Below are 26,341 nucleotides of genomic sequence, written 5' to 3'. Positions count from 1 at the left end.
CGGGGGCCAAGACCTTCCTCCTGCCCGGTCCCTTGCCGGGGTTCAAATATGGCCTCAAGGAACGGGTCGGGCCCTTCCTGGCGAACCTGAACGCCGGAGCCATGTCGAGCGCCTGGAAGGTGGATCGGGTAAGGGAAATGGCGGATCGACCCGAAGTGATCAGGGCGCTCCTGGACCCGCGGGTTTTTTTGGAGCAGGAAGCCTTCACCGAAAAGGCGCCTGGGGGAGGGTCGGTGGTGTTGTCCCCGGCCCGGCGTTCGGCCGTCGGCCAGGGTCCGTCGCTTTGGGAGAAGGCGAGCGCCCTTTTCGACCGCTGGTTCAAGGAGCCGACGACCATCACCGAGAACCGTCCTTCGCCTTGCGAGGCCCAGTTCGAGGTCTCCTGTGAGAGACCCGGGTATTTGGTGTTCGACGAGTCCTTTTCCCCAGGGTGGCACGCCTGGGTGGACGGCCGTCCGGTGCCGATCTTCCGGGCCGACGCCCTTTTCATGGCCGTGCCCCTTTCCCAAGGCGGATTGGAGCGGGTGATGTTCCGTTACGAACCCAATTCCTTCCGTTTGGGGCTTTTTTTGAGCCTTTTGACCTGGTTCGGCCTGGCCTTCGGGTGTTTTTGGCGCCGCCTAAGGGATTAAAACCCTTTGTTTGCCCCCTTTTTTTAACATTTTAAAGTTCGGCTATTCGGGTAAATTTTTCGGAAATTTACCCGATGTTTCCGGCGCTCCCAGATAGAATATCGGCCATTCAAAACCAATCAACGCCCGATCCCAGCCACTTTGGAAGCCTATTTGAAATCGGTTTTCCCAAAATCTTGGTCCCTTCTATTGTTACTGGGAATAGCCTTCTTGACGGGCTGCGGCAATAACGCCCAATCGCCGGTGGCGCCCGTGCGTCCCGAGTCCCTGACCGTCTCCATCCCCCTTTCTTCCGAGATCAAAGCCAACCTCCTGGGTTCGTCCACCAACGACCTGCTTTACCGCTTCACGGCAAAGGGCCAAAGCCCCATCGCCGGTTCGGTGGGGCCCTTCAGCACCTCCGGAAGTTCGGGCTCGGTCTTCTTCAAGGCGACCCTCCCTTCGGGCCCGGATTGGCTGTTGGCGGTGGAGTTGGTGGACCACCCCACCCAGGGACCCCTGGCCCTGGGGGCCGCCGATCTGCCCAGCGGAAGTTCCACGGGTTCGGTCTCCATCGAGATGGGTTCCATCGCCCGCAACTGCTACAACATCTCGACCTGGAACGACCCCTCCGGTTCCTCCTTTTCCTTCATGAACGAGGCCCTGACCCCGTCCACCATGGCCGGGGGATATGACATCTCGCTGAACCCCAACGGGAGCGGGGGATTCGTCCTCCAGGCGATCGGCGCGGCGGTCAGCATCGCCTACCTGGGGAACGGCCCCCTGGTCGATTTCGCTTCGGCGCCCGTATCCGGTTATCTGGGCGATTCCGGCTCAGCCAAGTTGACGGCGGGGGCCGGGGTCTCCATCCTCCAGAACAACGACGTCTATTGCGTCCAGTTGGGGGCCACGACCCACGCTTGGCTTCAGGTCATCAACTCCGGTTCCACCCTGCAGGGACCGTCCTTCCGTTTCCGCCTCAACACCACCGTCCCCTATTACGCCTACGACCGGATCACCTCCGATACGTCGGGTAACTGCATCACGCCCTATCCCACCTACACCGCGACCGCCACCGATACCTTCACGCCCACCGTGACCGCCACCCCGACCCTGAGCCCCACCTTCACCGGTACCTTCACGGACACCGATACGCCCACCATCACCGATACCCCGACGGCGACTTCCACCGGGACCGACAGCTGGACCCCGACCGATACGCCGACGTTCACCGCCACCTCGAGCGCAACCCCCACGCCGACCCTGACCTTCACCGACACCGCGGTCAATACCGCCACCGACACGGCCACCTCGACGACTTCCTCCACCCCCACCTCCACGCCGACCTTGACCCCGACCTCCAGCCCCACCGCCACTTCCACCTTTTCGGCCACCGATACCGCGTTCAATACGGCGACCGATACAACGACGGATACGGCCACTTCCACCGCCACCTCCTCCCCGACCGCCTCGGCCACCGATTCGCCCACTTGGACGGCCACTTCCACCACCACGTCCACGCCCACCGACACCTTCGCCAATAGCCCGACCTCCACGGGGACCTCGACCGCCTCCTCGACCGCGACGGACAGCGCGACGGACACCGTTTCCTCGACCGCCACCCCCTCGGCGACCGATAGCGCCACCGACACGGCCTCCTCGAGCCCGACCGATTCGGCCACCGCCACCGCGACCCAGACCCCCACCGATACGGCCACGGACACGGCCACCGACACCGCGACCCCCTGGGATTGCCTTGCCAACGCGCTGCCGGTCTCCATCTGGGCGCCGGTGAACGGCGATTTGAGCACCCAGCCGGACCATTACCAGATCGATGATTACGGCGTGGGATCGGGGGATTACGTCTACCGGTTGGTGGTCAACAGCCCGCAGAACCTCCATTTCCAGGTCTGCACCAGTGACCCGAACGGGGATACGGTCCTTTACCTCTTGTCCAATTGCGATCCGGCGAACCCGCAAGAGCTCAACTTCAACGACGATACCGAGGACCAGGCCTGCGGGCCGAACAACGGCCTGAATTCCGATTTCGACCAGTTCCTGTCGCCGGGGACCTATTACGTGGTGGTGGATGGTTTTGACAATGGCTGGCAGGGGCCCTTCACCCTGAGCATCACCCAAGCGGGCGTGACCCCGACCCCCACCCCCGACCAACCGATCCTGGATATCACGGCCAACATCGACGGGGCGCCGGTGACGGGGGATACCACGGACCTGGCCGATACCTTCAGTGCCGCCCTGGGCGATGGGGGGAGCTTCGGGGACGGGGCCCAGGACCAGGGCTTCTCCTTCACCCTGGCGACCGATTCCCGCCTCTTCATCAATGCCTGCGGATCCGGCTTCGACACGGTGCTCACCCTGACCGACTCGACGGGGGCGACCGTGGTCGGCCTGGGGGATGACTCGAATTATTGCGGCGGCACCCGGTCGACCCTGGCCACGGGCCTCCTGGCCGCGGGGACCTATCGCCTATACCTGGACGGTTACGGACCGGGCGATTACGGTCCCTACCAGCTGACCCTTTCGACCTTCGCCCCGGTCACCTCCATCGTGACCTCCGCCGCGCCCGTGACCGACGGCGTCAACAACACCGATGACACCTATTTCTCCAACGCCACCGACCTGGGCGGGGTCTCGGTGGGGACGGATGCGGCGGCCCAGGGCCGGGTGAGGTACCAGTTGAGCGACGTGAACGTGTGGAAGTTCACGGCCTCCTCGGACGGCCTCTACACCTTCTCCCTGGACGGGTTCGACGAAGCGGGGGCCAACAAGGACCGGGTGGCCTTCGACCTCTATGACGGCAACAAGAAGCTGGTGGATGTATCGCCGGGCACCGACACCCTGGACCAACTGGCCAAGCCCCTGGCGGCGGGCACCTATTACGTCGCGGTCTATGCCATCGCCGATGGGTCCGACGGGGACTACCGTTTGACGGTCCAGCAATCCGGGTCCTATACGCCCTCGACGACCTATCCCCCGACGGGCACGCCCAGCGCCACTCCGACGGCGACCCCCACGGGGACCTTGTTCGCCTCCCCCAGCCCCACGCCGGGCGGGACCCAGGACATCACGTCCTTCATCGACACCGGCAACTTGATCTACGGGACCACCTCGGGCGGCCAGGACCACACCAGTGAGGCGGTCAACGGCGATTCCTGGGGCGTGGGAGCCCCCGACGTGACCTATAAATTCACCCTCACCGAACCCAAGCAGATGCGTTTCGAGCTGACGACCGACGTCTATTACACGGGTTCCATGTACACCAGCGCCGCCGGGGTGCTTTACCTCAGGACCAAGCCGAACGACCCCTCGACGACCATCGCCCTGACGGACCCCAATTTCGTCTACTATTCCTATTACTACCAGTTCTGGCAGACGCCGCCGCTGATCACCACCCGCCTGAAACCCGGCACCTATTACCTGGTGGTGGACGGCTCCACCTACAACGATCAGGGCGGGTTCAACCTGAAGGTCTCCACCTTCACCCCCAACTGCAACTTGGCCCCCGTTTCCCTGCCCAAGCCCATCCAGGCCGCCTCCAACGACCAGAACGACCTGGCGACCGCCACCGACCTGGGGACGGTCTCCGCGGGGACGGACGCGGTGGGGGCCGGCAGCATCCGCTATTACCTGGACAACCAGGACAATACCTGGCATTTCACGGCCGGCACCGACAACGGCCTCTACACCATCTCCACGGACTGCTATGACGACGGGTCGGGCGCCGCGAAGGTCGACTTCGAGCTGTGGAATTACGACACGACCTATGGGGTCACCCAGGTCTACCAGTACTCGCCCAATCCCGGGTCCTCCCCCAACAGCCTCACGACCCAGCTCCCGGCCGGGGACTATTGGGTGGTAGTGCACGCCGATGATGCTTACGGCCTGGGCACCGACGGGGACTACCACCTGGTCATCCAGGGCGGCGGGGTCGCCACCGCGACCGATACGCCCACGGACACCTTCACCCCCACGGTCACCCCGACCCTGGTCGCTTCCTCGAACATCATCGGCGTCAACCTGCCCCAGGGGGTCGCGGTCGATCCGTCCCAGAACGTCTTCGCGACCTCGCAGGGCTATGTCCTGGAGTTCCCCTACTCGGGCGGGGTCTATGGGGCGCCGGTGACCCAGGTGACCGTGGGATATACGGGGATCATGGCCGCCAATGGCGCGGGGACCACGATATATGCCGAGAACAATTACAACAGCATCGGGATCTACGGCTGGAACGGGAGCCAGTTCGTGACGGTGGGCACCATCACGGGGCTTTACTATCCGGAACAGGTGAGCCTGGACGCCGCGGGGAACCTCTATGTGGCGGACACCAACAACTATTACATCAAGAAATTCAACGCGGCCGGCGGGTTCCTGACCCAGTGGTCCACCTATGTCTATCCCTACTATTCCTACCCGACCGGTGTGGCGGTGGATGGGGCCGGGAACCTCTTCATTTCGATGTATGGGGCCAACGAGATCGTGAAATGGGATCCCGCGGGCAGCCCGATCGCCCAATGGGGGATCACGGGGGCCGGGGACGGCCAATTCAACGGCCCCTACAACATCGCCATCGATCCCTCGGGCCACGTCTTCGTGGCGGACGCCAACAACGAGCGCATCCAGGAGTTCGACGGACAAGGGAACTTCATCGGGAAGTGGGGAAGTTACGGGACGGGCTCGGGACAGTTCTACAACGCCAACACCGTGGTCTCGGACGCCTTCGGGAACATCTACGCGACCGATTATTCCAATAACCGGGTCCAAAAGTTCTCCGTTTCCTCCTTGCCCGCCACCCCGACCCTGACTCCTACGGCGACCTCCACCCCGACGGCCACCGCGACTTCCACGCCCCTGCCGGACCAGGACGTCAGTTCCCACATCACCTCCGGCCTGCCGGTGCCGGGCGACACCACCGGGGCCTTCCCCGGCGCCGGGGTGACCGTGGGCGGGGACGGTTTCGGCCTGGGGTCCGGACAGGCGGTCTATACCTTCACCCCGCCCGCCGACGGCCAATATTTCATCAGCCTTTGCGGCGCTCCCTTCGACAGCGTCCTTTACCTGACCGATGCCTCGGGAACCTCGGTGATCTCACTGGCGGACGATTCGCCCTATTGCGGGACCCCGGCCAGCTCCCTGGTGACCGGGACCCTCTCGGCGGCCAGCCAGTACCGCCTGGTGGTGACCGGCTTCGGGTCCGGCGACTTCGGGGCCTATAGCCTGGTCCTGGCGCCCTTCAGTCCCTTGACCACCGTGGCCACCGGGGCCTCCCCGCTCTCCTCGGGCGTGACCGACATCGATGACGCCTACTTCACGAACGCCACCGACCTGGGGACCGTCTCCTCGGGCCTGGACGCCGCCGGCACGGGCAACGTGAACGACCACCTGAACCCCGTCAATACCTGGAAGTTCACCGCCGGGTCCGACGGGACCTACCTCATTACCGTGGACGGCTATGACGACGGAACGGGCAAGGACCTGGCCGCCTTCGACCTCTACGACGGCTCGGACCGGTTCCTGGGCGCCTCGGGCGACGGCACCCCGTCGAACCAGGTGCTGATGAACATGACCACGGGCCAGGTCCTCAAGATCGCGGTCTATTCGGCCGCCGACGGGTCCGACGGCAACTACCGCCTGGTGGTCCAGAACACCTCCTCCACCTTCCTCACCCCCACCGGGACCCCGACCCCGGCCCCGACGCAGGTGATCCAGGACATCACCGCCAATATCGACGGACCGGAGATCCTGGACGACACCACGGGCCATCCGGACAACTACAACCAATCGGCCACCATCGTGGGCGAGGGCACCTACGTGGAAACCTGGGGGGATGGAGCCCCCGATATCGCCTATCGTTTCACCTTGACCCAGCCCAAGGCCCTGAAGATCGACTTCGGGCCCTATGGCCGGTCGGTGGACTTCACGGTCTATCTGCGCACCAAGCTGAACGACCCCTCCTCGGTCCTGGCCCTGGCGGACGATCCGGAATCCGAGGATCCGATCATGGTCACCCGGACCTTGAAGCCGGGAACCTACTACCTGATCCTGGACGGAAGGAATGAGGACGCCCAAGGGCCCTTCCGCCTGTCCCTCCAGACCTTCCAACTGGGATGCGGCTATTACGGCACCCAGGCGCCGGTCCAGGAGGTCGAACCCAACGATTACAATTACGGCTACACGAGCTATACGACCCTTTCTTCCTCGCTTTCCGCCGGGCAGACGGTCGTGGGCAAGGGAAGTGTGGGCTTCTACCGGGATGGGACCGATTCCTGGTTCTTCCACGCCCCCGACGACGGTCTTTTCTACAACATGGCCTTGGATTGCTACGACGACGGCACCCATCCCCAGCGCATGGGCTTCGACCTTTACCAGTGGCAGGGCGGGGAGAATTCCTGGTCCTTCTACGACTCCTCCGCCGATACCACCTATCCCAACGGTCTGGGCGAGACCCTGCCCGCGGGCGATTACTTAGTGGTGGTCTATAGCAACGCCAACGGCACCGACGGGGACTACCGCCTGGTCGTCGAGGCGGGGGCCGTTCCGACGCCCACCGGCACCCCGACCGACACCCTCACCCCGACGGACACCCCCACGCCGGGCGTTCCCTTGGCCCCGCCGCCTTTCCTGACCCAGTGGGGCGCGCTTTACGATCCCTTCTATTATCCCTTGGGCGCGGCCATGAACCCGGCCGGCACGGTCCTTTACGTGACCGACTCGGTCAATGGGCGGGTGGAAAAATTCGACCCCTACGGCAACTACCTGGGCGACCTGGGCTATGGTCCCGGGTCGGGTTCGGGCCAGTTCTCGGGCCCCAACGGGATCGCGGTCGATCCTTGGGGGAACATCTACGTGGCGGATTCCTACAACCACCGGATCGAGAAGTTCAAGGCCGACGGCACGCCCGATGGCTGGCTGGGGACCAACGGGGTGTATGGGGCCAAGCAGGGCCAGTTCAACACGCCTTCGGGGCTCGCGGTGGACGGCGCGGGGAACCTTTATGTGTCCGACACGAACAACTACCGGATCCAGAAGTTCGACGCCCAGGGCCGATTCATCGTCCAATGGGGGACCTTGAACCCGAGCCCGAGCAGCAAAGGCCGCTACTATCCGCCGCGCGGGATCGCCGTGGACGGCTCCGGGGCGGTCTATGTGGTCGGTGACAACACCTCCCAGGTCATGAAATACCAGCCCCAGAACGGCGGCCGGAGCTATTCGAACGCCGTCGGATCGGACATCCCGGGCGGCCTGGGACAAGGCTATGGGCTGGCGGTCGACGGGGCCGGGCACCTTTTCGTGACCACCTATTACAACCTGTCCGAATTGGACCTGAACGGGAACCTGCTGGCGCAGTGGGGCGGTTATGGCTATGGAAGCGGCCAGTTCTACTATCCCAACGGCGTCGCCCTGGGACCGGACGGCTCGGTCTATGTGGTGGATACCTACAACAACCTCATCCAGAAATTCGGCCAGTCGGTCCCGGTGGGGACGGCCACCTCCACGCCTTACCCGACATTCACCGCCACCCAGACCCCCGACGGCTCGACCCCCACCGATACCCCGACCCCCACCGATTCCCCCACCGCGACCTTCACTCCGACCGTCACATCGACCTCCACGCCAGTGGGGGTGGGTGGGGTCCCGGTGACCTTCACCGGGGACACGACCGGACTTTCGGACGCCCGTTCGGTCACGGTCAACGGGGATATCTGGGGCCAAGGGGCGCCCGACCGGGCCTATCAGGTCCACCTCTCCTCGCCCCAGGCCCTGTTCCTTTCGCTTTGCGGTTCCGGGTTCGACAGCGCCCTTTACGTCCTCGACGGGACCCAGCAGGTGATCGATTTCGCCGATGACTCTTCCTATTGCGGCGGGTCCTTGTCCGATCCCGCCCTTTCCTCCAGCCTCGTCACCGGGGTGCTCCCCGCCGGGGATTACACCATTGTGGTGGACGGGTTCGGGCTCGGTGAATACGGGGCCTTCTCGCTGGTGGTCTCTCCCTTCACGCCCCAGGCGGGCCCCTACAGCCCCGTTTCCTCCCCCCTGTCCTCGGGGGTGACGAACCTGGATGATGTGGGCTTCACGAACGCCACCGACCTGGGGACCCTGCCCGATGGCGGGGACCTGGTGGGCCTGGGCAATGTGAAGTATTGGCTCAAACCCGTGAACGTCTGGAAGTTCACCGTGGCCTATCCCGGGGAGAACGTCGAGGGGATCCTCGACGACTTCGATGACGCCTCCGGCAAGGCCCTGCTCGGTTTCGAGGTCTATGACGCCCAGGGGAACCAACGGGCGACCGTTGAGGGCGGGCATCCCGTGGACGATGGCTCCGGCGCCCTGGGCCCCGGCACCTACTATCTGGTGGTCTATGCCCTGTCCGACGGCAACGACGGGGATTACCGCCTGGTCCTCAAGGGACAGGGGCTCGCGGATACCCCGACCTTCACGCCCACCCTCACGGCCACCCCCACCAACAGCCCGACCCCGGGTCCGACCCAGGTGGCGGACATCACCGGGAACATCGACGGGGCCCCCGTGACGGGGGACACCACCGGGGCTCCCAACAACCACAGCGAATTCGCGACGGTCGGTGGTTCTCCGGCCTATTGGGGCGTGGACGGCCCGGACCGGGTCTTCAAGTTCACGCTGGCCCAGGCGAAGGAGCTCCTGTTCCAACTCACCTCCAACTCCAATAGCGCCATGCTTTACCTGCGCACGAAACCGGACGATCCCACCACGACCATCTCCCTGGTGGACAGTTCCGCCGTGTCCTATCTCGCGAACGGTTACTTGATCTCGATGGTGACGCCGCGTCTGGCGGCCGGGACCTATTACCTGGTCGTGGATTCGGATTACGATTACGACCAAGGGCCTTTCGTCCTCAAGGCGTCGGTCTTCCTGCCCCTATGCGGCCTGTCGCCGGCCTCCACTCCCCTTTCCATCGACCCGGCCTCCAACGACGGGAACAACCTGGCCAACAACACCTACCTGGGGACCCTCGGGTCGGGAGGCGATGCGGTCGGGTCGGGCAATGTCCGCTATTACCTGGGCGACCAGCAGAACGTCTGGCGCTTCACGGCGGTGGACAACGGCCTCTACAGGATCGCGGTGGATTGTTATGACGACAAGGGCGGTTGGGACAGCGTCGGGTTCGACCTGTTGGACGGGAGCGGGAATTTCATCGATTCCTCCGACGACAACTCCAGCCCCAATCAGCTGCTGGAGACCCTGAGCGGGGACTCGGACTATTACGTGGTGGTGGCCTCCAACCGGCCCGGCTCGGACGGTCATTACCACCTGGTGCTCCAAGGCCCCTCCACCCTGGCCTCGGCCAACCCGCCCGCCTATGTGACTTCCTGGACCGGTGGCGGTCCGGGCCCGATCGATCATTTCGGCGATCCCAATGGCCTGGCCCTGGACCATTCGGGGAACCTTTATGTGGCCGACGCCGGGAACGGACTGGCCTGGAAGTTCAATACTTTCGATGGGGTGAACTACAACGCCGTGACCCAATTCAACGGTTTCTACAACGATTACGGGGTGGCGGTGGACAACGCCGGAAATCTCTATGTGGCCGATTCCGAGGACCATCGGGTGGTGAAGTACGATCCGGCCGGTAATTTCCTGCGGTCCTTCGGGACCGAGGGGTCCGGGTCGGGCCAATTCGAAGTGGCCGCCGCTGTCGCCGTCGGTCCCTCGGGGCAGGTCTATGTATCCGACCGTGATAACGACCGCGTCGAGCGGTTCAACGGCCAAGGGGTCTTCCTGGGCCAATGGGGCGGTCATGGCTCGGGGCCCGGCCAGTTCTCGAACCCCGGCGGGATATCTTGCGACACGGCGGGGAATGTCTACGTGGTCGATAGTTACAACAACCGCATCCAAAAGTTCGATGGGACCGGCCATTTCCTCCTTCAATGGGGCGGGAACGGCGGCCAGGCCGGGAAATTCAACGGCCCCAATGGCGTGGCGGTCGACGCCTCGGGCCATGTTTATGTGTCCGACGGATATAACGCCCGTGTCCAGGAATTCGACACCAGCGGCCAATACCTGACCCAATGGAACACCACCAGCCCGAGCAACTACCTGTCCTATCCCTCGGGGGTCGCGGTGGACGACGCGGGCAATGTGTTCGTTTCCGATTCCGGCAACGGGCAGGTGGTCAAATATGGGTCCGCGGCGGGCGGCTATATCACACCCACGCCGGGTTCCCCGACCGCGACCCCTACCATCACCAACACCCCCACGCCGTCCCTGACCCCGACGGTCACTCCCACGCCGCCCTACGTCCTCTCCACGACCTGGACGACCTTCAATGGAAGCGATTCCTTCAATAACCCCACGGGGATCGCCGTCGATGGGAGCAGTAACGTTTATGTGGCCGACAGCTACAATCACCGGATGCTGAAATTCGATCCCTTGGGGAACTATCTGACCCAATTCGCCGGATCGGGCGGGATCCAGTATTTCCCGGAAGCCTTGTCGGTCAACGCGGCGGGGACCACGGTCTATACCACGGACAACGGCCAGGCCCAGCAGGCCCAGGCCTTCTACCAGAACGGCGGCAGCTATTCCTTCGCCTGGGGGACCTTTGTCAACAGCCCCTCGGGCATCGCCCCCGATACCGCGGGCCATGTCTTCGTGGCCCAAGGTGGGGGGATCGGTTACAACCACCTGATCGAACTGAATGACCTCGGCTCCTCGGTCACCCAGTGGGCCGGATGCTGCAACGGACCCGGATACTTCGGGAACCTGGTGGGGGTGGCGGCCACTTCCGACGGGGTCACCGTTTACGGCATCGACAACGGCAATTACGTGAACATCTATACCTTCGACGGGAGCAACTATAACTACCTGTCCCAGTTCAGCGTCCCGGGTGTGGACGGACTTTCGGCCATCATGCTGGATCCCACGGGGAACGTTTATGTGGTGGGCCGCTATGGCGGGCAGATCGCCAAATTCACCTCCACGGGCGGGTTCCTCTACGAGTTCGGGGACGGCAGCGTTTACGGCGGCGGGATCGCCTTGGACCCGGCGGGGAACATTTACGAGACCGATTCCGGCGGCAACCGCGTGTTGAAGTTCGCCCCGGTCCCTTGACCCCGATCGATATCGCGGGATCGTTGTTGATCCGTTAAACCGGTCTTTCCGTGGGGACCTTGCCGGCCCAAATATCTTTGAGCTTCCCCTCCCTCTGGTTAAACTAAGCCCTCCGGGAGGGACCGTGAAAAGGTTTTCATTCCTATTGATCCTGCTTTCGCTGGCGGCGTCCCTGTCCGCCAAGCGGACACCGCCCCCTTTCCTTTACCCGGTGGATGACGGGGTCTATCGTTTCGTGGTCCGCGAGAACAGCACTCCCGATAAGAAACAGGTCTATAAGGGCGGCCATGTGGCGGCCTACCTGAAGGTGACCGGGGACCTGGTCTGGGAAAGATACCTTTACCAGGTGAAGCTGGACCCGGAAGTGGAACAGGACGTCCAGCAGATCTATCTCCAGCAGATGTACCTGGACGAACCCAACCGGCTGGTGCTCCAGAACGAGCGCGGGGAATGGTTCGTATTGGACCGCCGCAACGGCCGGTCCCTGATGACCGACAAGTTCAAACGGAAGGACCTGCCCAAGAAAAAGGAAGGGAAGGACGAGGACGACCTGTCCGAGCGGACCGAGCCCCTCCTGGAGGGGAACTTCCTGGTCGAGGTGGACCCTTCCATCACCTACGGCCACCAGAAGATCCGCGTTTCGGACGTGCCGACGGGGCGTCTCCTTTGGCAGAGGAAGATCACCAGCCCCAAGGGCGTGAACGGCGGACGAAGCCACGTTTCCCTGATGATCCTGGACGACCGCCAGGAACTGGAACTTTTCTTCGAGGACAGCTCCCGAATGCTCCTGGACGCGAGGACGGGGAAGACCCTCCGCTGAACTTCAGCGGAAGTAGAGCCCGAATTTCTTGATCTGGAACTCGTCCAGCCGGACCTTCTCGAAGCTGACATAGCCTTTTTCGTTGAAGGCCTCGACCATCTCCTTCATGGCCCGCACCTTGTTCCCGTCGGTGAAGACCCCCAGGACCTGCCCTCCGCCCCGGTGCCCGATCACGACCGTCACTTCCACGGGTTGCGCCATGGGACCCTCCTTGAAGCTTGATTTCCCCTTTATTTTCCCACATTTTTGGCAATAAAAAACCCCCGGGCCCTTGCGGGCCAGGGGGTCGGGACGGCTTGAAAAGGCCGTCCTAGGCGATGGTCACATCCTTGCAAAGATAGACGTCCTGGATGGTCTGCAGGAGCTTGGCGCCCTCTTCCATCGGGCGCTGGAAGGCCTTGCGGCCCGAGATGAGCCCCATGCCGCCGGCGCGCTTGTTGATGACGGCCGTCTTGACGGCCTCGGCGAAGTCGTTCTCGCCCGAAGCCCCGCCCGAGTTGATGAGCCCCGCGCGGCCCATGTAGCAGTTGGCCACCTGCCAGCGGGTCCACTCGATGGGGTGGTCCGGGCAGAGGCTGTCGTACATGCGCTTGTCGAACTTGCCGTAGGAGGATTCCTGGTTCAGGTAGGCGAAGCCGCCGTTGTTCTCGGGGAGCTTCTGCTTGATGATGTCGGCCTCGATGGTGACGCCCAGGTGGTTGGCCTGGCCCGTCAGGTCGGCGGACACGTGGAAGTCCTTCTCCTTGGTCTTGAAGGCCTTGTTGCGGACGTAGCACCAAAGCACGGTGAACATGCCGTACTCATGGGCCTGTTGGAAGGCCTTGGTGGTCTCCTCGATCTCGCGCTGGGAGTTCTCGCTGCCGAAATAGACGGTGGCGCCGATGCCGGCGGCCCCCATGTCGTAGGCCTGCTTGACCGACCCGAAGTAGAACTGGGAGGCCTTGTTGGGGTAGGTCAAGAGCTCGTTGTGGTTGAGCTTCACGAGGAAGGGGATCTTGTGGGCGTATTTGCGCGAGACGATGCCCAGGACGCCCAGGGTGGAGGCCACCGCGTTGCAGCCGCCCTCGATGGCGAGCTTCACGATGTTCTCGGCGTCGAAGTACATGGGGTTCTTGGCGAAGGAGGCCCCGGCGGAGTGCTCGATGCCCTGGTCCACGGGAAGGATGGAGACGTAACCCGTCCCCGCCAGGCGGCCCGCGTTATAGAGCCAGTTGAGGCTCGAAAGGACGCGGTTGTTGCGGTCGGAGTTGATGAAGATCCGGTCCACCCAGTCCCCGCTGGGCACGTGGATGGAGCTCTTGTTGATGCCCTTGCATTGATAGCCCAACAGGTCCTTGGCTTGGCCGCCGAGGTGCTTTTCGATCTCCGAGATATTCATGGTCCCTTCCTTCTCTAGGTCTTTGATTTAACGGCCGACAGGCCGAACAATAACGAAGCAAGATCAAAAAGCCTGTCTGCCCATAATAATTCCGCAGGAATTTTATGGGTCCCTTCGAAACAATTCCCGACCTCTTGCGAGAACAGCGGATGAAATAGTGGGAGGTGTGGGGAAAAGGGGGCCCGGTGAGGCTTGGGCCGCCGAACAAGGCAATACTTTTACAAAATAAAGAAGGAATTGGCAAGAAAAACCCCGGAGCGGGAGAGGCCCAAAACCTCATTTCCAAGTCTTGTTAAATTCTTCCTCTTGGAACCCGATGGTGGCTCTTTTGCCTTCGAACACCAAAGGGCGTTTGATCAAACGTCCGTTTTTGGACAGCAGCTCCAGGACCTGGTCCTCGGTCAGGGTCTTCACCTTCTCCTTCATGTTCAGCGCCCGGTACTGCTCGCCGCTCTTGTTCAGCAGGTCCGTCACCTTTTTCCCGCTCGCTTTCAGGATGGCCTTCAATTCGGCCTTGGAGGGCGGGTCCAGGGTGATGTCGGTGGATTCCAATCCTATCTTGCGGGCTTCCAGCCATTTCTGGGCGTTGCGGCAGGTGGAACATTTTGGGTACTGGTAAAAGCGGGGCATGGTTCCTCCAAAAGGGCCTTCTAGGGCGCCTTATTTAACTTGAGAACCGGCTTGAAAGCTAGTTTCATAGGGGCGTTCCAAAAACCCCAGGAGAAAGTCATGGATCTTTTTCGGTCCGTCGCCTGTCTGGCCATCCTCGCTTTCGCGTCCCCGCTTTGGGCGGCCGACGCCGACGTCGTCCTTTTCCTGGCCAAGGTCCAGGGTAAGGTCACGGTGACCCACGGCAAGAAGTCCCACACGGGCAAGCCGCCCGAGAGCCTGGTCCAAGGCGACAAGGTCGCCACCGGCGCGGATAGCAATGCCTACCTGGAATTCAAGAACGGCAGCGTGGTGGAGGTGGGGTCCAAGACCAGCGTGACGGTCAAGCAGTTGGCCGAGGACAAGGACAGCCTCAAGACCCGGTTCCTTTTGGCCTGGGGCAAGTTCAAGGCCCAGGTGAAGAAACTGGCCACCTCCTCGTCGAGCTTCGAGGTGGAGGCGGGCGGCGTGGTCACGGGCGTGCGGGGAACGGTCTTTGGGGTGGACTACGACAAGGACCAGAAGAAGGTGAGCGCCCAGACCTTCGAGGGGTCCATCTTCACCCGGGTCAAGGACCACGAGGAGGTCATCGACAAGGGCTATGGAGCGGTGGTGAAGACCACGGGCCTGGCGGTCAAGTCGCCCCTGACCGGCGCCCAAATGGACAGCTTCAAGGATTTCGAGAACGTCTCCAACGAACTGGAGCAGAAGAAGCAGGAACTTCTGGGCCAATTGCACGGCCAGGTCATGGAGAAAGTGCCGGGTGGCATCCTGCCCCAGCAGCAGGAAGACGATGTCAAGAAGACGATCGGGGACAAGCTGCCGTTCTGAGCCGGGTTGGGCGGGTCAAAAAGCGTTCCGGGAGGGACTGATGGGGAAGAAGATCGCAATGGTGGCCCTTTTCTGCGTGGGACTGCTGTTCTCCGGATTCGTTGGGACCATGACCAGGGTTTCGGCGGACGAGTCCAAGGCCGCTTCCACTCCGGGACCCAAACCCACCAACACCCGGACGCACACCCCGACCAAGACCTTCACTCCGACCAAGACCCATACGCCCACCAAGACCTATACCCCGACGAGGACGCCCACCGATACCCGCACCCCGACGGGAACCCCCACCCCCAAGGTCCAATTGCCGCCGCTTTATGTGGCGAAGGTCGATGGGGAAGCCTACCTGGTCCATAAGGGCGACAAGAAGAAGCCGGATGTTCCCCAGAAGGTCGAGAAGGACGATGAGATCATCACCGGCAAGGATGGGACGGTCTATCTGCAGTTCAAGGACGGCGGGACCATGGAGATCGGCCCCTCTTCCGACATCCAGATCAAGGACCTGGACATCCACGGTACCGACTTCAAGGCCAAGTTCTCCATGCTCTTCGGGAAACTCAGGACCATCATCCACAAATTGGAGACCTCCTCGTCGAGCTTCGAGGTGGAGGCCGGCGGGGTGGTGACCGGTGTGCGGGGGACCACTTTCGAGGTCGATTACGACAAGGAGAAGGACGTTCATACCACCAAGACCTACGACGGTACGGTCTTTACCCGGGCCAATGGCAAGGAAGAGGACGTTCACAAGGGTTTTTCATTGGTCGTGGGCCATGGGATAGCCCCGGCCCTGGGGCCATTGGGGGCCGGCGATATCGCGGATTTCGTGGCCTTCCTGGACGCCTCGGACAAGCTGGAAGCCGCGAAACAGATCCTCCTGAAAAAATTGGAGGAAAGGCTCATCAACGAAGCCCTGCACCAGATCCTTGGAGGCGGCAAGAAGGACCACGGGATCGGTCTTCAGTTCGGATTCTAAGCGGTCCCGTGCGGCCCTTCCGGGTGGTCTGTCTGGGGAACGTCCTGGTGGACGTGCTGGTCAAGCCGGTGGATAAGCTTCCGCCCCCGGGCGGACTTTTGTCCGTGGACCATGTGGAAATGGCCTTGGGCGGATGCGCCTCCAATACCGCCCTGGGGCTGAGCAAGCTGGGGGTCCCAACTTTCCTGTGGGGCAAGGTGGGCACCGACCACTTCAGCCGCTTCGCCCTGGATGTGTTGAACAAGGGCGGGGTCGATACCAAGGGCATGATGAGGGATCCCCAGGTCTCCACCTCGGCCACGGTCGTACTGGTGGATTCCAGGGCCCGCCGTTCCTTCCTCCATTCGGTCGCCGCCAACGACCACATCCACCGCTCGGACCTGAAACTTTCAAACTTGTCGGCCTTTTCCCACTTACATATAGGTGGATATTTCCTGTTCCCCAAACTGGACGGGAAGCCGATGGCACAAATCTTAAGCAGCGCTCAACAAATGGGCCTGACAACCTCCCTGGATACGGCTTGGGACCTGAAGGGCCGCTGGATGAAGGCCCTCAAACCCTGCCTCCCCCATTTGGACTATTTCATCCCGAGCGAGCGGGAAGTGAAGATGCTCCTGGGATATACGGACCCGGTCAAGGCGGCCAAGGCCTTCCTAAGGATGGGTGCCAAGTGCGTCGTCATCAAGCAAGGCGAGAAGGGATCGTTCCTCAAACGGCAGGATGGGTTGGAGATCCAGGTGCCGGCCTATAAAACCAAGGTGGTGGATACCACCGGAGCTGGGGATGTCTTCTGCGCGGGTTTCATCAAGGGTTTATCCCTCAAGTGGGACCTGGTGCGGTGCATGAAGTTGGGCAACGCGGCGGGCGCGGCGGCGGTGTCGGAATTGGGAGCAACGAAGGGTGTCCAAGGATTTAGTTCTGTTATAAAAATGATGGTTCGCTGATAGCTTTTCAATGGAGAAAACATGAAAAACCTTTGGTCTCAAAACGAATCCAAAAAGCTCTCCGGCGTGGACTTGCTGGCCTATACCAGCCGCTTGATCGGGGCGAATCCAGAGCTGGTGGTCTGGGGCGGGGGTAATAGTTCCCTGAAATGCGAGGAACCGGACCATCGGGGTCATGTGGTCTCCGTGATGTACATCAAAGGATCTGGGTCCGATATGCGGACCATCGAACGCAAACACTTCACCCGCTTGCGCTTGGAGGACCTTCTTTTATTGGAACGCCGGGAAAAGATGACCGACGAGGAAATGGTCGAATACCTGGGCCAGGCCATGATGGGTGGGAACCAACCCCGGCCCTCCATCGAGACCTTGCTCCATGCCTTCGTGCCCCATGACCATGTCTATCATTCTCACGCGGACGCGATGACATCCCTGACCGACACCCCTAATAGTAAGGCCTTGATCGCCAAGCTCTTTGGGGGCGAACTGGCCTGGGTGCCCTATACCCGGCCCGGATTCACCCTTTCCAAGTGGGTGGGTGCCATCGCCAAGTCGGATCTGAGGCTTAAGGGAGTCATTCTCGATAAACATGGTCTCATCACCTGGGGCTCGACCCCGAAGGAAGCTTATGACCGAACCATCGCTTTCTGCACCAAGGCCGAAAAATTCATCCGAGCGGCCAAGCGCAAAAGACCGGCGCCCATCGGGAAGGTAACGACCCAGGGTCTGGCCGATCGCCATGAAGTATTGGCTCAAGTTCTCCCCGTTATCCGTGGGGTGGTCAGTGAAAAGGCCCGGATGGTGCTTCTGTGGGACGATTCGCCCGAAGTCCTTGATTTCATCGGCCGCCCCGGTGCCGCAAAGACCAGCCAATTGGGCCCCATGACCCCGGATCACTTGATGCACATCAAGCCTTGGCCCTTATTCGTGGCAAAACCCGCTAAGGATGCCCAGGCTTTGAGCGAGCAATTGGTTGGGGAATTGGCCTCTTATAAGAAGAGATATGTCCGCTATTTCGAGAAGTATAAAGAGGGGAACCTCATCCAATTGGACCCTTATCCTCGCATCATCCTGATCCCCGGGGTGGGGATGGTGACGACGGGCAAGAATTGGCAGGCCGCCAAGATCGTGCAGGACCTTTACCACCACAACTTGAGGGTCATCCAGAACGCCTCGGCCATCCAAAAGTTCCAGGCCATCAACGAGAAGGAGATCCACCGTTTCGAGTATTGGCCCCTGGAGAACTACAAACTGACCCTTTTGCCCAAGGAAAAGGAATTCTCCCGCCGCATTGTCTTGGTGACCGGCGGGGCCAGCGGTATCGGCAAGGTGACGGCCCTCGCTTTCGCCCAGGAGGGGGCCCAGGTCTTTGTGACCGACCTGGATGGGGAAGGGGCTTCCAGGACCGCCCAGGAGATCCGCGCCAAGTTCGGGGATGGAGCCGCTTTGTGGACCCGTCTGGACGTCGGGGATGAGCGGAGCGTGGAACAGGCTTTCGCCGCCTGTGTCCGAGCCTTTGGGGGGCTGGACATCGTCTTTTCGAACGCGGGCATCGCCAAGAGTTCGCCTATCAAGGATATGGCCCTGAAGGATTGGGAATTGGCCATGCGCGTCAATGCCACCGGCCATTTCCTGGTCGCCCGGGAAACGGTGCGCATCATGACCCGCCAGGGCATCGGCGGGGTCTTCATCCTGAACGCCAGCAAGAACGTGACGGCGCCGGGCAAGGATTTCGCGGCTTACAGTGCCGCCAAGGCCGCCTCGGCCCAACTGGCCAAGATCCTGGCGATGGAGCATGGGTCGGACCGTATTCGCGTGAACGTGGTGAACCCCGACGCCATCTTCGAGGGTTCCAAGCTTTGGGAGTCGGTGAGCCGCCAAAGGGCCAAGGCCCACGGGGTCTCGATCGAGCAACTCAAGAAGTTCTATATCGACCGCAACCTCTTGAAGAGCCAGGTGAAGTCCGAGGATGTGGCCGAAGCGGTGTTGTTCCTGGCTTCCGATAAGGCGGCCAAGACGACCGGCGCCATGCTGCCGGTGGACGGGGGGATCAAAGAGGCTTTCCCAAGATAAGGCGCGGCTATTTAGCCACCGATGAAGGGGATGAATGGGATGGAGAGGCCAAACCCTGGCCTGAGATCCATCGGAGTTTATCGGTGTTCATCGGTGGCAAAATCACTGTTTGTCCCAGCTTGCCTTTGGGTTTTCTTTTGATCCGAGCGTCCTATAATACGGCCTCATTTCCCCATCCCTTGGAGGCCTCATGAGCTCGCATCTTTCAAATTTGCAATCCGCCCGGTCCGGTTACCAGCCCAAACTGCCCAAGGTCCTCGCCGGTAATCCTTCTAAGGTCTCCCCCAAGGCGGGTAAGGCCAGCAGGTCCATCAGCGACCAGGCCGCCATCCAAAAGCTCTTCGCCAAGACCTATGGCCAACCCGAAGTGACCTTCACGACCGGCAAGGCTCCGGCCGCCGCCAAGCAGGCCATCAAGGTGGCGCTGGTGCTGTCCGGGGGGCAGGCGCCCGGCGGCCATAATGTGGTGGCGGGTCTTTTCGACGGTCTTAAGAAACTCAACAAGAAGAACGTGCTCATCGGCTATTTGGGCGGACCTTCGGGTCTAGTCGAGAACAAGAAAGTGGAGATCACCGAGAAGTTCCTGGCTCCTTACCGGAACACCGGCGGCTTCGACATCATCGGGTCAGGCCGGACCAAACTGGAAAGCGCGGAACAATTCGAGGCGGTGCGGAAGAACCTGAAGTCGGCCGGGGTCTCGGCCCTGGTCGTGGTTGGCGGCGACGATTCCAACACCAACGCGGCGGTGCTAGCCGAATATTTCTTGGCCCAAAAGGCCGACATCCGGGTCATCGGTTGCCCCAAGACCATCGATGGGGACCTGAAGAACGAACAGATCGAGGTGAGTTTCGGGTTCGACACCGCCACCAAGGTCTATTCGGAACTGGCGGGCAACGTGGGCCGCGATTGCCTCTCGGCCAAGAAATACTGGCACTTCATGAAGGTCATGGGCCGCTCGGCTTCCCATATCGCGCTCGAGGTGGCCCTGAAGGTCCGCCCCAATGTCTGCCTTATCTCCGAGGAGATCGCGGAGAACAAGTGGACCTTGGCCCAGATCACGGACCAGGTGGCCCAAGTGGTGGCCGACCGGGCCGCCCAAAAGAAGAACTATGGCATTGCGGTGGTGCCGGAAGGGTTGCTCGAGTTCATCCCGGAGATGAAGAAGCTCATTGGGGAGTTGAACGACCTCCTGGCCCATAACGAGGAGTTCGAGAAGCTGGAAGGCGCCGCCCGGAAGATCGAATTCGTCGCCGACCGTCTGGGTAAGGAGAGCCAGGCGGCCTTTAAGTCCTTGCCTCCCTCCATCCAGGCCCAGCTCCTGGCCGACCGGGACCCCCATGGGAACGTTCAGGTCTCCAAGATCGAGACCGAGAAGCTCCTCATCGAGGCCGTGGAACTGCGGTTGAAGCAGTGGAAGAAAGAAGGGAAGTTCAATGGGAAGTTCTCGGGCCAAGGCCACTTCTTCGGCTACGAGGGACGCTGTGCCGACCCCTCCAACTTCGACGCCGATTACTGTTATTCGCTGGGCTATACCGCCGCTTTCCTGGTGGCCTCGGGCCTGACGGGCTACCTTTCCAGCGTCCGGGATCTCCTGAAGCCAGCTTCCCAATGGAAGGCGGGGGGCGTGCCCCTGACCATGATGATGAACATGGAACGTCGTCACGGGAAGGACAAGCCCGTCATCCAGAAGGCCCTGGTGGACCTGAAGGGCAAGCCCTTCAAGGCTTTCGCGGCCAACCGGAAGAAATGGGCGGCGGGGGATGAGTTCACCAGCCCCGGTCCCATCCAGTTCTGGGGCCCGGCCCAGGTGGCCGACGCGGTGCCCGAGACCCTTCGCCTGGAACGGGGCAAATAAGGCCCTTGGACCCCCGATCCTTGGGGTTTTTCGTATTGTTTCCATAGGCCCCCCGGCCTATACTTCCCACCCCCTGCCCATCCTGGAGGTTTAGAGATTTCCAGGGATCGATGGGCCGGCCATTTTTCCGGGTTTTTAACAAGGGTAATGGCTGGTAAACCAGGGTCGTTCCCGCCATAAGCGAAAGCTTCAACCGGAACCTTGTCCCTCCAAGAAAGACCGGAGGGACTACCTCCCCCTTCGGGGGAGAAACCAAAAGGAGGAAAGCATGTCGAATCTTTTGAAGTACGACGTCATCTACATTCTCGACCCCAACTCGACGACCGAAGAGCAAGCCGCCGTTTCGGCGAAGGTCGAACAGATCGTGGCCGACCACAAGGGCACGGTGCTGAAGAAGGACGATTGGGGCAAGCGCCGCCTGGCCTATCTGGTGCAGAAGCACCGCGAGGGCCATTACATCTTCTTCCATCTCCAGATCTCCACGGAAACCGTCGCTGAGGTCACCCGTAACCTGCGGTTGATGGAAAAGGTCATCAAGTTCAGCGTGGTGAAGGACACCATCAGCCACCTGAAGCCGCGTCCGCGCCCGGTGCGCACCAGCGCTCCCCGGCCCGCGACTTCCTCGGGCCCCAGCGCCCCCCATCGGTCGCCCGATGCCGTGTCCGCTCCGTCGGCTTCGGCTCCGGTGTCCGCCCCGGCACCCGCGCCCGCTCCTTCCGCACCCGCGCCAACGAACCCCTAAGGTTTGACCTCCGGAGGAACCGATGCCTGATTTCAATAAAGTCTTCCTGATGGGCCGGCTGACCAAGGACCCCGAGCTGCGCTATACGGCCGGCGGGGCCCCGGTGGCCAACCTTCGCATGGCCATCAACCGCGTCTATCAGTCCCAGTCGGGAGAAAAGAAGGAAGAGGTCTGCTACGTGACCGTCGTGGTCTGGCGCAAGCAGGCCGAAGCCGCCGGGGAGTACCTGAAAAAGGGCGACCCGCTTTTCGTCGAGGGGCGTCTCCAGAGCAAGAGCTGGGAGACCGAGGACAAGCAGAAGAGGACCGTGCTGGAAGTGGTCGCCGACCGGGTGCAGTTCCTGAACCGGGGCGGCAAGGGCGGCGGCAGTTCCGAACCCAGCCATGAAGGCACGGAGGACGAAGGCGCCCCGCAAGGACAGGCTTCCGGATCCGAAGAGGACATCCCCTTTTAACCCAATTACTGACCGGCCGCCCGAGGCGGCCCAACGAACCTAATTACTTAAGGAGAAGATGAAATGGAACAAACACCCGAATCCCGTCCCGCTTCCACCGGAGCCCCCCACACGGGCGCCCCGCGCACCGGAGCCCCCCACGGCGGACCCTCGCACGGCGGTCCCCGTGGTGACCGTCCGCATCGTGAAGGGGGTCCGGGCGGCCGTTTCCGCCGTCCCCGCCGCAAGTCCTGCCGTTTCTGCGCGGACCGCGTGGTGGCCATCGACTACAAGGACTACAACAAGCTCCGGGCCTTCGTGAGCGAACGCGGGAAGATCGTCCCCAGCCGCATGACGGGCACCTGCGCCAATCACCAACGGGAGCTGACGCAGGCCATCAAACGGGCCCGCAACATCGCCCTTTTGCCCTTCGCCCACAACTAAGAAGGGGGCGTTCCTTGGAAACGCTCGTTGCCTTGATCCTTCAGCTGGCCATCATGGGGTTCCTCTTCGTGATGGCCGCGATCTCGGTCGTCCTCGCCCTGGTCCGGGGTTACCAGCCCCGGTCCGTGGTGCTGGCGGGCGCGGGCGCCTTGGGCCTGTTGCTTTGCGGGATCCTGGCCATCGGCCGTGAGGATCCCAAGGAGAACCTGGCCGTTTCCATCCAGAACTACTTCACCGACGCCCATTTCGAGAAGGATTGGGAGGCCAACACCAAGGCGGCCCTCAAGATGAACGTCTCGGCCGAAAAAATGGCCGCCTTCAAGGACCAGTACCACAAGTACTTCTACGACCTGCTGCCTTCCTGGCTGGGGGCGGCCTGTCTGGTCTATGGGCTCTTCGCTTATTACCTGGTCTCCTTTGTCCTCTCTAGGCTCACCCAAAGGGTCCCCCGGGCCATGCCCTTCAAGGACTGGGTCATTCCCGAACCCCTGGTCTTCGGCCTGATCGGGGCGGGGGCCCTGAAACTGATCGCGGGACCCTCGCGGGAGCTGGACCTGCTGGCGGGGAACGGGTTGGTCCTGTTCGGGGCGATCTACGTGCTGAGCGGGTTCAGCATCGTGGCCTTCCTTTTCAACAAGTGGCGCCTGCCCGCGACCCTGCGGGTGTTGAGCTACCTCATCCTCGTGCAGCTTCCCCTGGAGACCGTCGGGGTCCTGGGCGTGCTGGACGTCTGGTTCGACTTCCGCAAGATCAAATCGCGAAAACCGGAGATCATGGCGTAGCCTGGTCGAACCACCGGGTTCAGAAGGGTTTTAGAAGGCTGTTCAAGGCTCGATGGTTTCCCTGCGGCTTCGGTGCACTCCGTGGTCCGGCTAATTCTTTTCTTACAAGGTGGAAAAAATGAAGGTCCTTCTCAAGGCGGATGTCCCCAAGATCGGCAAAAAGGGCGAGTTGCTCGAGGTGAAGGAGGGCTATGCCCGCAATTTCCTTTTCCCCAGCGGCCTGGCCGTGGAGGCTTCCGGCGGGACCATGAAGCAATATGAGGAAGGAAAGAAGGCCGAAGAACGCAAAAAGTTGAAGGAAAGGGAAGAAGCCCTGGCCCTGGCCGCCAAGCTCAAAGGAACGACCATTACGCTCCGCCATAAGGCGGGGGAAGAGGGCCGCCTCTTCGGGTCCATCACTTCCGCCGAGATCGCCGACGCCCTGAAGGAAAAGGGCCTGGAGATCGACAAGAAGAAGATCCACCTGGACGATCCCATCCGCCTGGTCGGTCACCACGACGTCAAGATCAAGCTCCATCCCGAAGTGACCGCCAGCCTGCCCTTGGAAGTGATGAAGCTTTAGCTTTCTGTCCCGTTCCCTTTCGAGGTCCCTGGATGTATACTCCTGTATACCTTTTGGCATTCTCGGGGGGAAAGACCCATTTTTTAAAAGCATCTTGAAAATATTTTCAACCTCCTTGGTGCGGCCAAGCGGGTTTGGGGAAAAGTCCCAGGAATGCTTCGGGGAAAGAGAATGGTCCTGTGAATAACTGAGCCGGTTATTCACAAGATGTGGATAGTTTCCGTTTTTGGGAAAGTGGATTTTGCGATCCGGGACGGAATAGTTAAAATTCCCGGCCTGCAAAAATCACTTTGGAGTTCCAATGGAAGTCGCCCGTAAAAGCAACCCGCCCTCGCCGCTGCCCAACAACGCCGAATTCCGCGTGCCGCCCCAGGACCTGGAGGCCGAACAGTCCGTCCTCGGGGCCATGATGCTCTCCTCGGAAGCCATCCGCCTGGTGATCCCCCTCTGCAAGGCCGAGGACTTCTACCGGGAGGCCAACCGCAAGCTCTACCAGGCCATCGTGGCCCTCGACGACCGCAAGGAACCGGTCGACATCATCACCCTCTCCAACGAACTCAAGCGCATGGGCGAATTCGACACCATCGGCGGGGTCTCGGCCCTGACGGCCCTCATCGAACGGGTGCCCACTGCGGCCAACGCCGAGTATTACGCCAATATCGTGAAGGAAAAATCGGCCGCCCGCCGGCTGATCACCGCCGCCACCCAGGTGGTGGGCGACGCCTACGCGGACACCATGCCCATCAAGGAACTGCTCGACAGCGCCGAGCACCGCATCTTCGAGGCCACCGAACTGCGGGAGACCAAGGACTTCAATTCGATCCGGGACCTGATCGGGAACAGTTTCGAGTACGTCAACAACCTCTCCGACCAGAAGATGCACATCACCGGGGTGCCCACGGGCTTCTTCGACCTGGACGACCTGACCGCCGGACTGCAGCCCGCCGAGATGATCGTGGTCGGGGCCCGGCCTTCCATGGGGAAGACCTCCCTGGCCCTCAATATCGCCCAGCACGTCTGCATGGGCACGAACCAGCTCAAGAAGAAGATACCGGTGGGGTTCTTCTCCATCGAAATGACGGCCAAACAGCTGGCTTTGCGTCTTCTCTGTTCGGTGGCCCGCATCGACCTTCAGAAGGCCCGCTCCGGCTACCTCAACGACCACGACCGGAGCCGCCTGGTCAACATCACGGGGCAGTTCTACGAGGCGAAGCTTTTCATCGACGATACTTCCTCCATGACGGTCCTGGACCTCAAGGCTAAGGCCCGGCGCCTGAAGCGTGAACACGGCATCGGCCTGCTCATCATCGACTATCTCCAGCTCATCCAGGCGGGCATCCGCACCGACACCCGCGAGCAGGAGATCGCCTATATCTCCCGGCAGTTGAAGGCCCTCGCCAAGGACCTGGACATCCCGGTCATGGTGCTGTCCCAGTTGTCCCGTCCCCAGAAGGGGGCGGAGGAGAAGCGGCCGGTCCTTTCCGATCTGCGCGAATCCGGCGCCATCGAGCAGGACGCCGACGTGGTCGTCTTCATCCACAAGGAGACCGCCGACACGGCCGACGACGGGTCACCCCGGTTCTCCTACGAACTGGTCGTGGCCAAACAGCGTAACGGTCCCACCGACAACGTACCGGTGGTCTTCCGCCGCGAATACACCACCTTCGAATCGGCCTCCAAGGTCTCCGAAAAATAGGGCCTCCGCCGAGACGGGGCCCGGACCCGGCCCTATAATGCAGCCCATGGAACCCACCACCCCCACTTGGGCCGAGATCTCGCTTTCCGCGCTCCGATCCAACTTCAAGGCCCTCCAAAAGCTCGCCCGAGGCTCGGAGGTCCTTCCGGTGGTCAAGGCCAATGCCTATGGCCATGGGAGCGTCCAGGTCGCCCGGGCGCTGGTCGGGGCCGGGGCCAAGTTCCTGGCGGTGGCCTTCGTGGAAGAGGGGATCGTCCTTCGCCAGGGCGGGATCCGGGTGCCCATCCTGGTCCTCACCCCCACCTTTCCCGCCGAATTGCCGTCCCTGCTCAAGAACAAGCTCATTCCCCAGGTCAGCTCCCTTGCGGGGGCGCGGGTCGTTTCCCAAGCGGCCCAAAAGATGGGTCTCGCGAAGGTCGGGGTCCACGTCAAATTGGATACGGGGATGG

The 26,341-nt window shown here is 61.9% G+C and carries 17 protein-coding genes and 1 pseudogene; 15 read left to right on the top strand and 3 right to left on the bottom strand.

What is annotated here, in order from left to right; genetic code table 11:
• The 3 genes from VHE12_09165 to VHE12_09155 all read left to right on the top strand — a co-directional run.
• Positions 1 to 632 (top strand): YfhO family protein (locus VHE12_09165; GenBank protein HVZ80951.1); only part of this gene is annotated, 632 nt, incomplete at its 5' end.
• A 189-nt stretch (positions 633 to 821) separates the two neighbouring features.
• Entirely contained in the window at positions 822 to 11,714 is a 10,893-nt protein-coding gene (locus tag VHE12_09160) for an SMP-30/gluconolactonase/LRE family protein (GenBank protein HVZ80950.1), read from the top strand.
• A 124-nt stretch (positions 11,715 to 11,838) separates the two neighbouring features.
• Entirely contained in the window at positions 11,839 to 12,534 is a 696-nt protein-coding gene (locus VHE12_09155; GenBank protein ID HVZ80949.1) for a hypothetical protein, read from the top strand.
• Positions 12,535 to 12,537: 3 nt separating this feature from the next.
• Here VHE12_09155 and VHE12_09150 read toward each other — a convergent pair whose 3' ends face one another.
• The 3 genes from VHE12_09150 to VHE12_09140 all read right to left on the bottom strand — a co-directional run bounded on the left by VHE12_09150 (position 12,538) and on the right by VHE12_09140 (position 14,542).
• Positions 12,538 to 12,735 (bottom strand): hypothetical protein, encoded by a 198-nt coding sequence (locus VHE12_09150; protein ID HVZ80948.1) that lies wholly within the window; start codon positions 12,733 to 12,735, stop codon positions 12,538 to 12,540.
• A 109-nt stretch (positions 12,736 to 12,844) separates the two neighbouring features.
• Entirely contained in the window at positions 12,845 to 13,912 is a 1,068-nt protein-coding gene (locus VHE12_09145; GenBank protein HVZ80947.1) for a class I fructose-bisphosphate aldolase, read from the bottom strand.
• A 276-nt stretch (positions 13,913 to 14,188) separates the two neighbouring features.
• Complete coding sequence (locus tag VHE12_09140) at positions 14,189 to 14,542, bottom strand: Spx/MgsR family RNA polymerase-binding regulatory protein (GenBank protein HVZ80946.1); 354 nt, start codon at positions 14,540 to 14,542, stop codon at positions 14,189 to 14,191.
• A 99-nt stretch (positions 14,543 to 14,641) separates the two neighbouring features.
• Between VHE12_09140 and VHE12_09135 the strand changes: the two genes are divergently transcribed.
• The 12 genes and pseudogenes from VHE12_09135 to VHE12_09080 all read left to right on the top strand — a co-directional run.
• A complete protein-coding gene (locus tag VHE12_09135; GenBank protein ID HVZ80945.1) occupies positions 14,642 to 15,391 on the top strand; it encodes a FecR family protein in 750 nt (249 codons plus the stop codon).
• A 40-nt stretch (positions 15,392 to 15,431) separates the two neighbouring features.
• Positions 15,432 to 16,361, top strand: a complete 930-nt coding sequence (locus VHE12_09130) for a FecR family protein (protein ID HVZ80944.1) — start codon at positions 15,432 to 15,434, stop codon at positions 16,359 to 16,361.
• Positions 16,362 to 16,369: 8 nt separating this feature from the next.
• On the top strand, positions 16,370 to 17,305 hold the full coding sequence (locus VHE12_09125) for a carbohydrate kinase family protein (GenBank protein HVZ80943.1): 936 nt from the start codon (positions 16,370 to 16,372) through the stop codon (positions 17,303 to 17,305).
• 21 nt (positions 17,306 to 17,326) lie between these two features.
• Positions 17,327 to 19,378: a bifunctional rhamnulose-1-phosphate aldolase/short-chain dehydrogenase gene (rhaD, locus tag VHE12_09120; protein HVZ80942.1), complete on the top strand. Its 2,052-nt coding sequence runs from the start codon at positions 17,327 to 17,329 to the stop codon at positions 19,376 to 19,378.
• A gap of 190 nt (positions 19,379 to 19,568) precedes the next feature.
• On the top strand, positions 19,569 to 21,233 hold the full coding sequence (locus VHE12_09115) for a diphosphate--fructose-6-phosphate 1-phosphotransferase (GenBank protein HVZ80941.1): 1,665 nt from the start codon (positions 19,569 to 19,571) through the stop codon (positions 21,231 to 21,233).
• Between the two features lie 268 nt (positions 21,234 to 21,501).
• Positions 21,502 to 21,975 carry a 30S ribosomal protein S6 gene (gene rpsF / locus VHE12_09110; GenBank protein HVZ80940.1) on the top strand — a complete coding sequence of 158 codons (474 nt, stop codon included), beginning with the start codon at positions 21,502 to 21,504 and terminating at the stop codon, positions 21,973 to 21,975.
• 22 nt (positions 21,976 to 21,997) lie between these two features.
• Positions 21,998 to 22,429, top strand: coding sequence for a single-stranded DNA-binding protein (ssb, locus tag VHE12_09105; protein ID HVZ80939.1), 432 nt, complete (start codon positions 21,998 to 22,000; stop codon positions 22,427 to 22,429).
• 183 nt (positions 22,430 to 22,612) lie between these two features.
• Positions 22,613 to 22,852, top strand: a pseudogene (rpsR, locus tag VHE12_09100) (30S ribosomal protein S18).
• Positions 22,853 to 22,866: 14 nt separating this feature from the next.
• Positions 22,867 to 23,634, top strand: coding sequence for a DUF2232 domain-containing protein (locus VHE12_09095; GenBank protein ID HVZ80938.1), 768 nt, complete (start codon positions 22,867 to 22,869; stop codon positions 23,632 to 23,634).
• Between the two features lie 118 nt (positions 23,635 to 23,752).
• On the top strand, positions 23,753 to 24,196 hold the full coding sequence (rplI, locus tag VHE12_09090; protein HVZ80937.1) for a 50S ribosomal protein L9: 444 nt from the start codon (positions 23,753 to 23,755) through the stop codon (positions 24,194 to 24,196).
• Positions 24,197 to 24,497: 301 nt separating this feature from the next.
• A complete protein-coding gene (dnaB, locus tag VHE12_09085; GenBank protein HVZ80936.1) occupies positions 24,498 to 25,892 on the top strand; it encodes a replicative DNA helicase in 1,395 nt (464 codons plus the stop codon).
• Between the two features lie 46 nt (positions 25,893 to 25,938).
• On the top strand, positions 25,939 to 26,341 hold a 403-nt coding region (locus VHE12_09080), incomplete at its 3' end, for an alanine racemase (GenBank protein HVZ80935.1).

The sequence above is a fragment of the bacterium genome (assembly GCA_035549195.1).
In the GTDB taxonomy this organism is placed as follows: domain Bacteria; phylum Oederibacteriota; class Muellerivitia; order Muellerivitales; family Muellerivitaceae; genus DASZRK01.
This window is presented reverse-complemented; position numbering and strand designations above follow the sequence as displayed.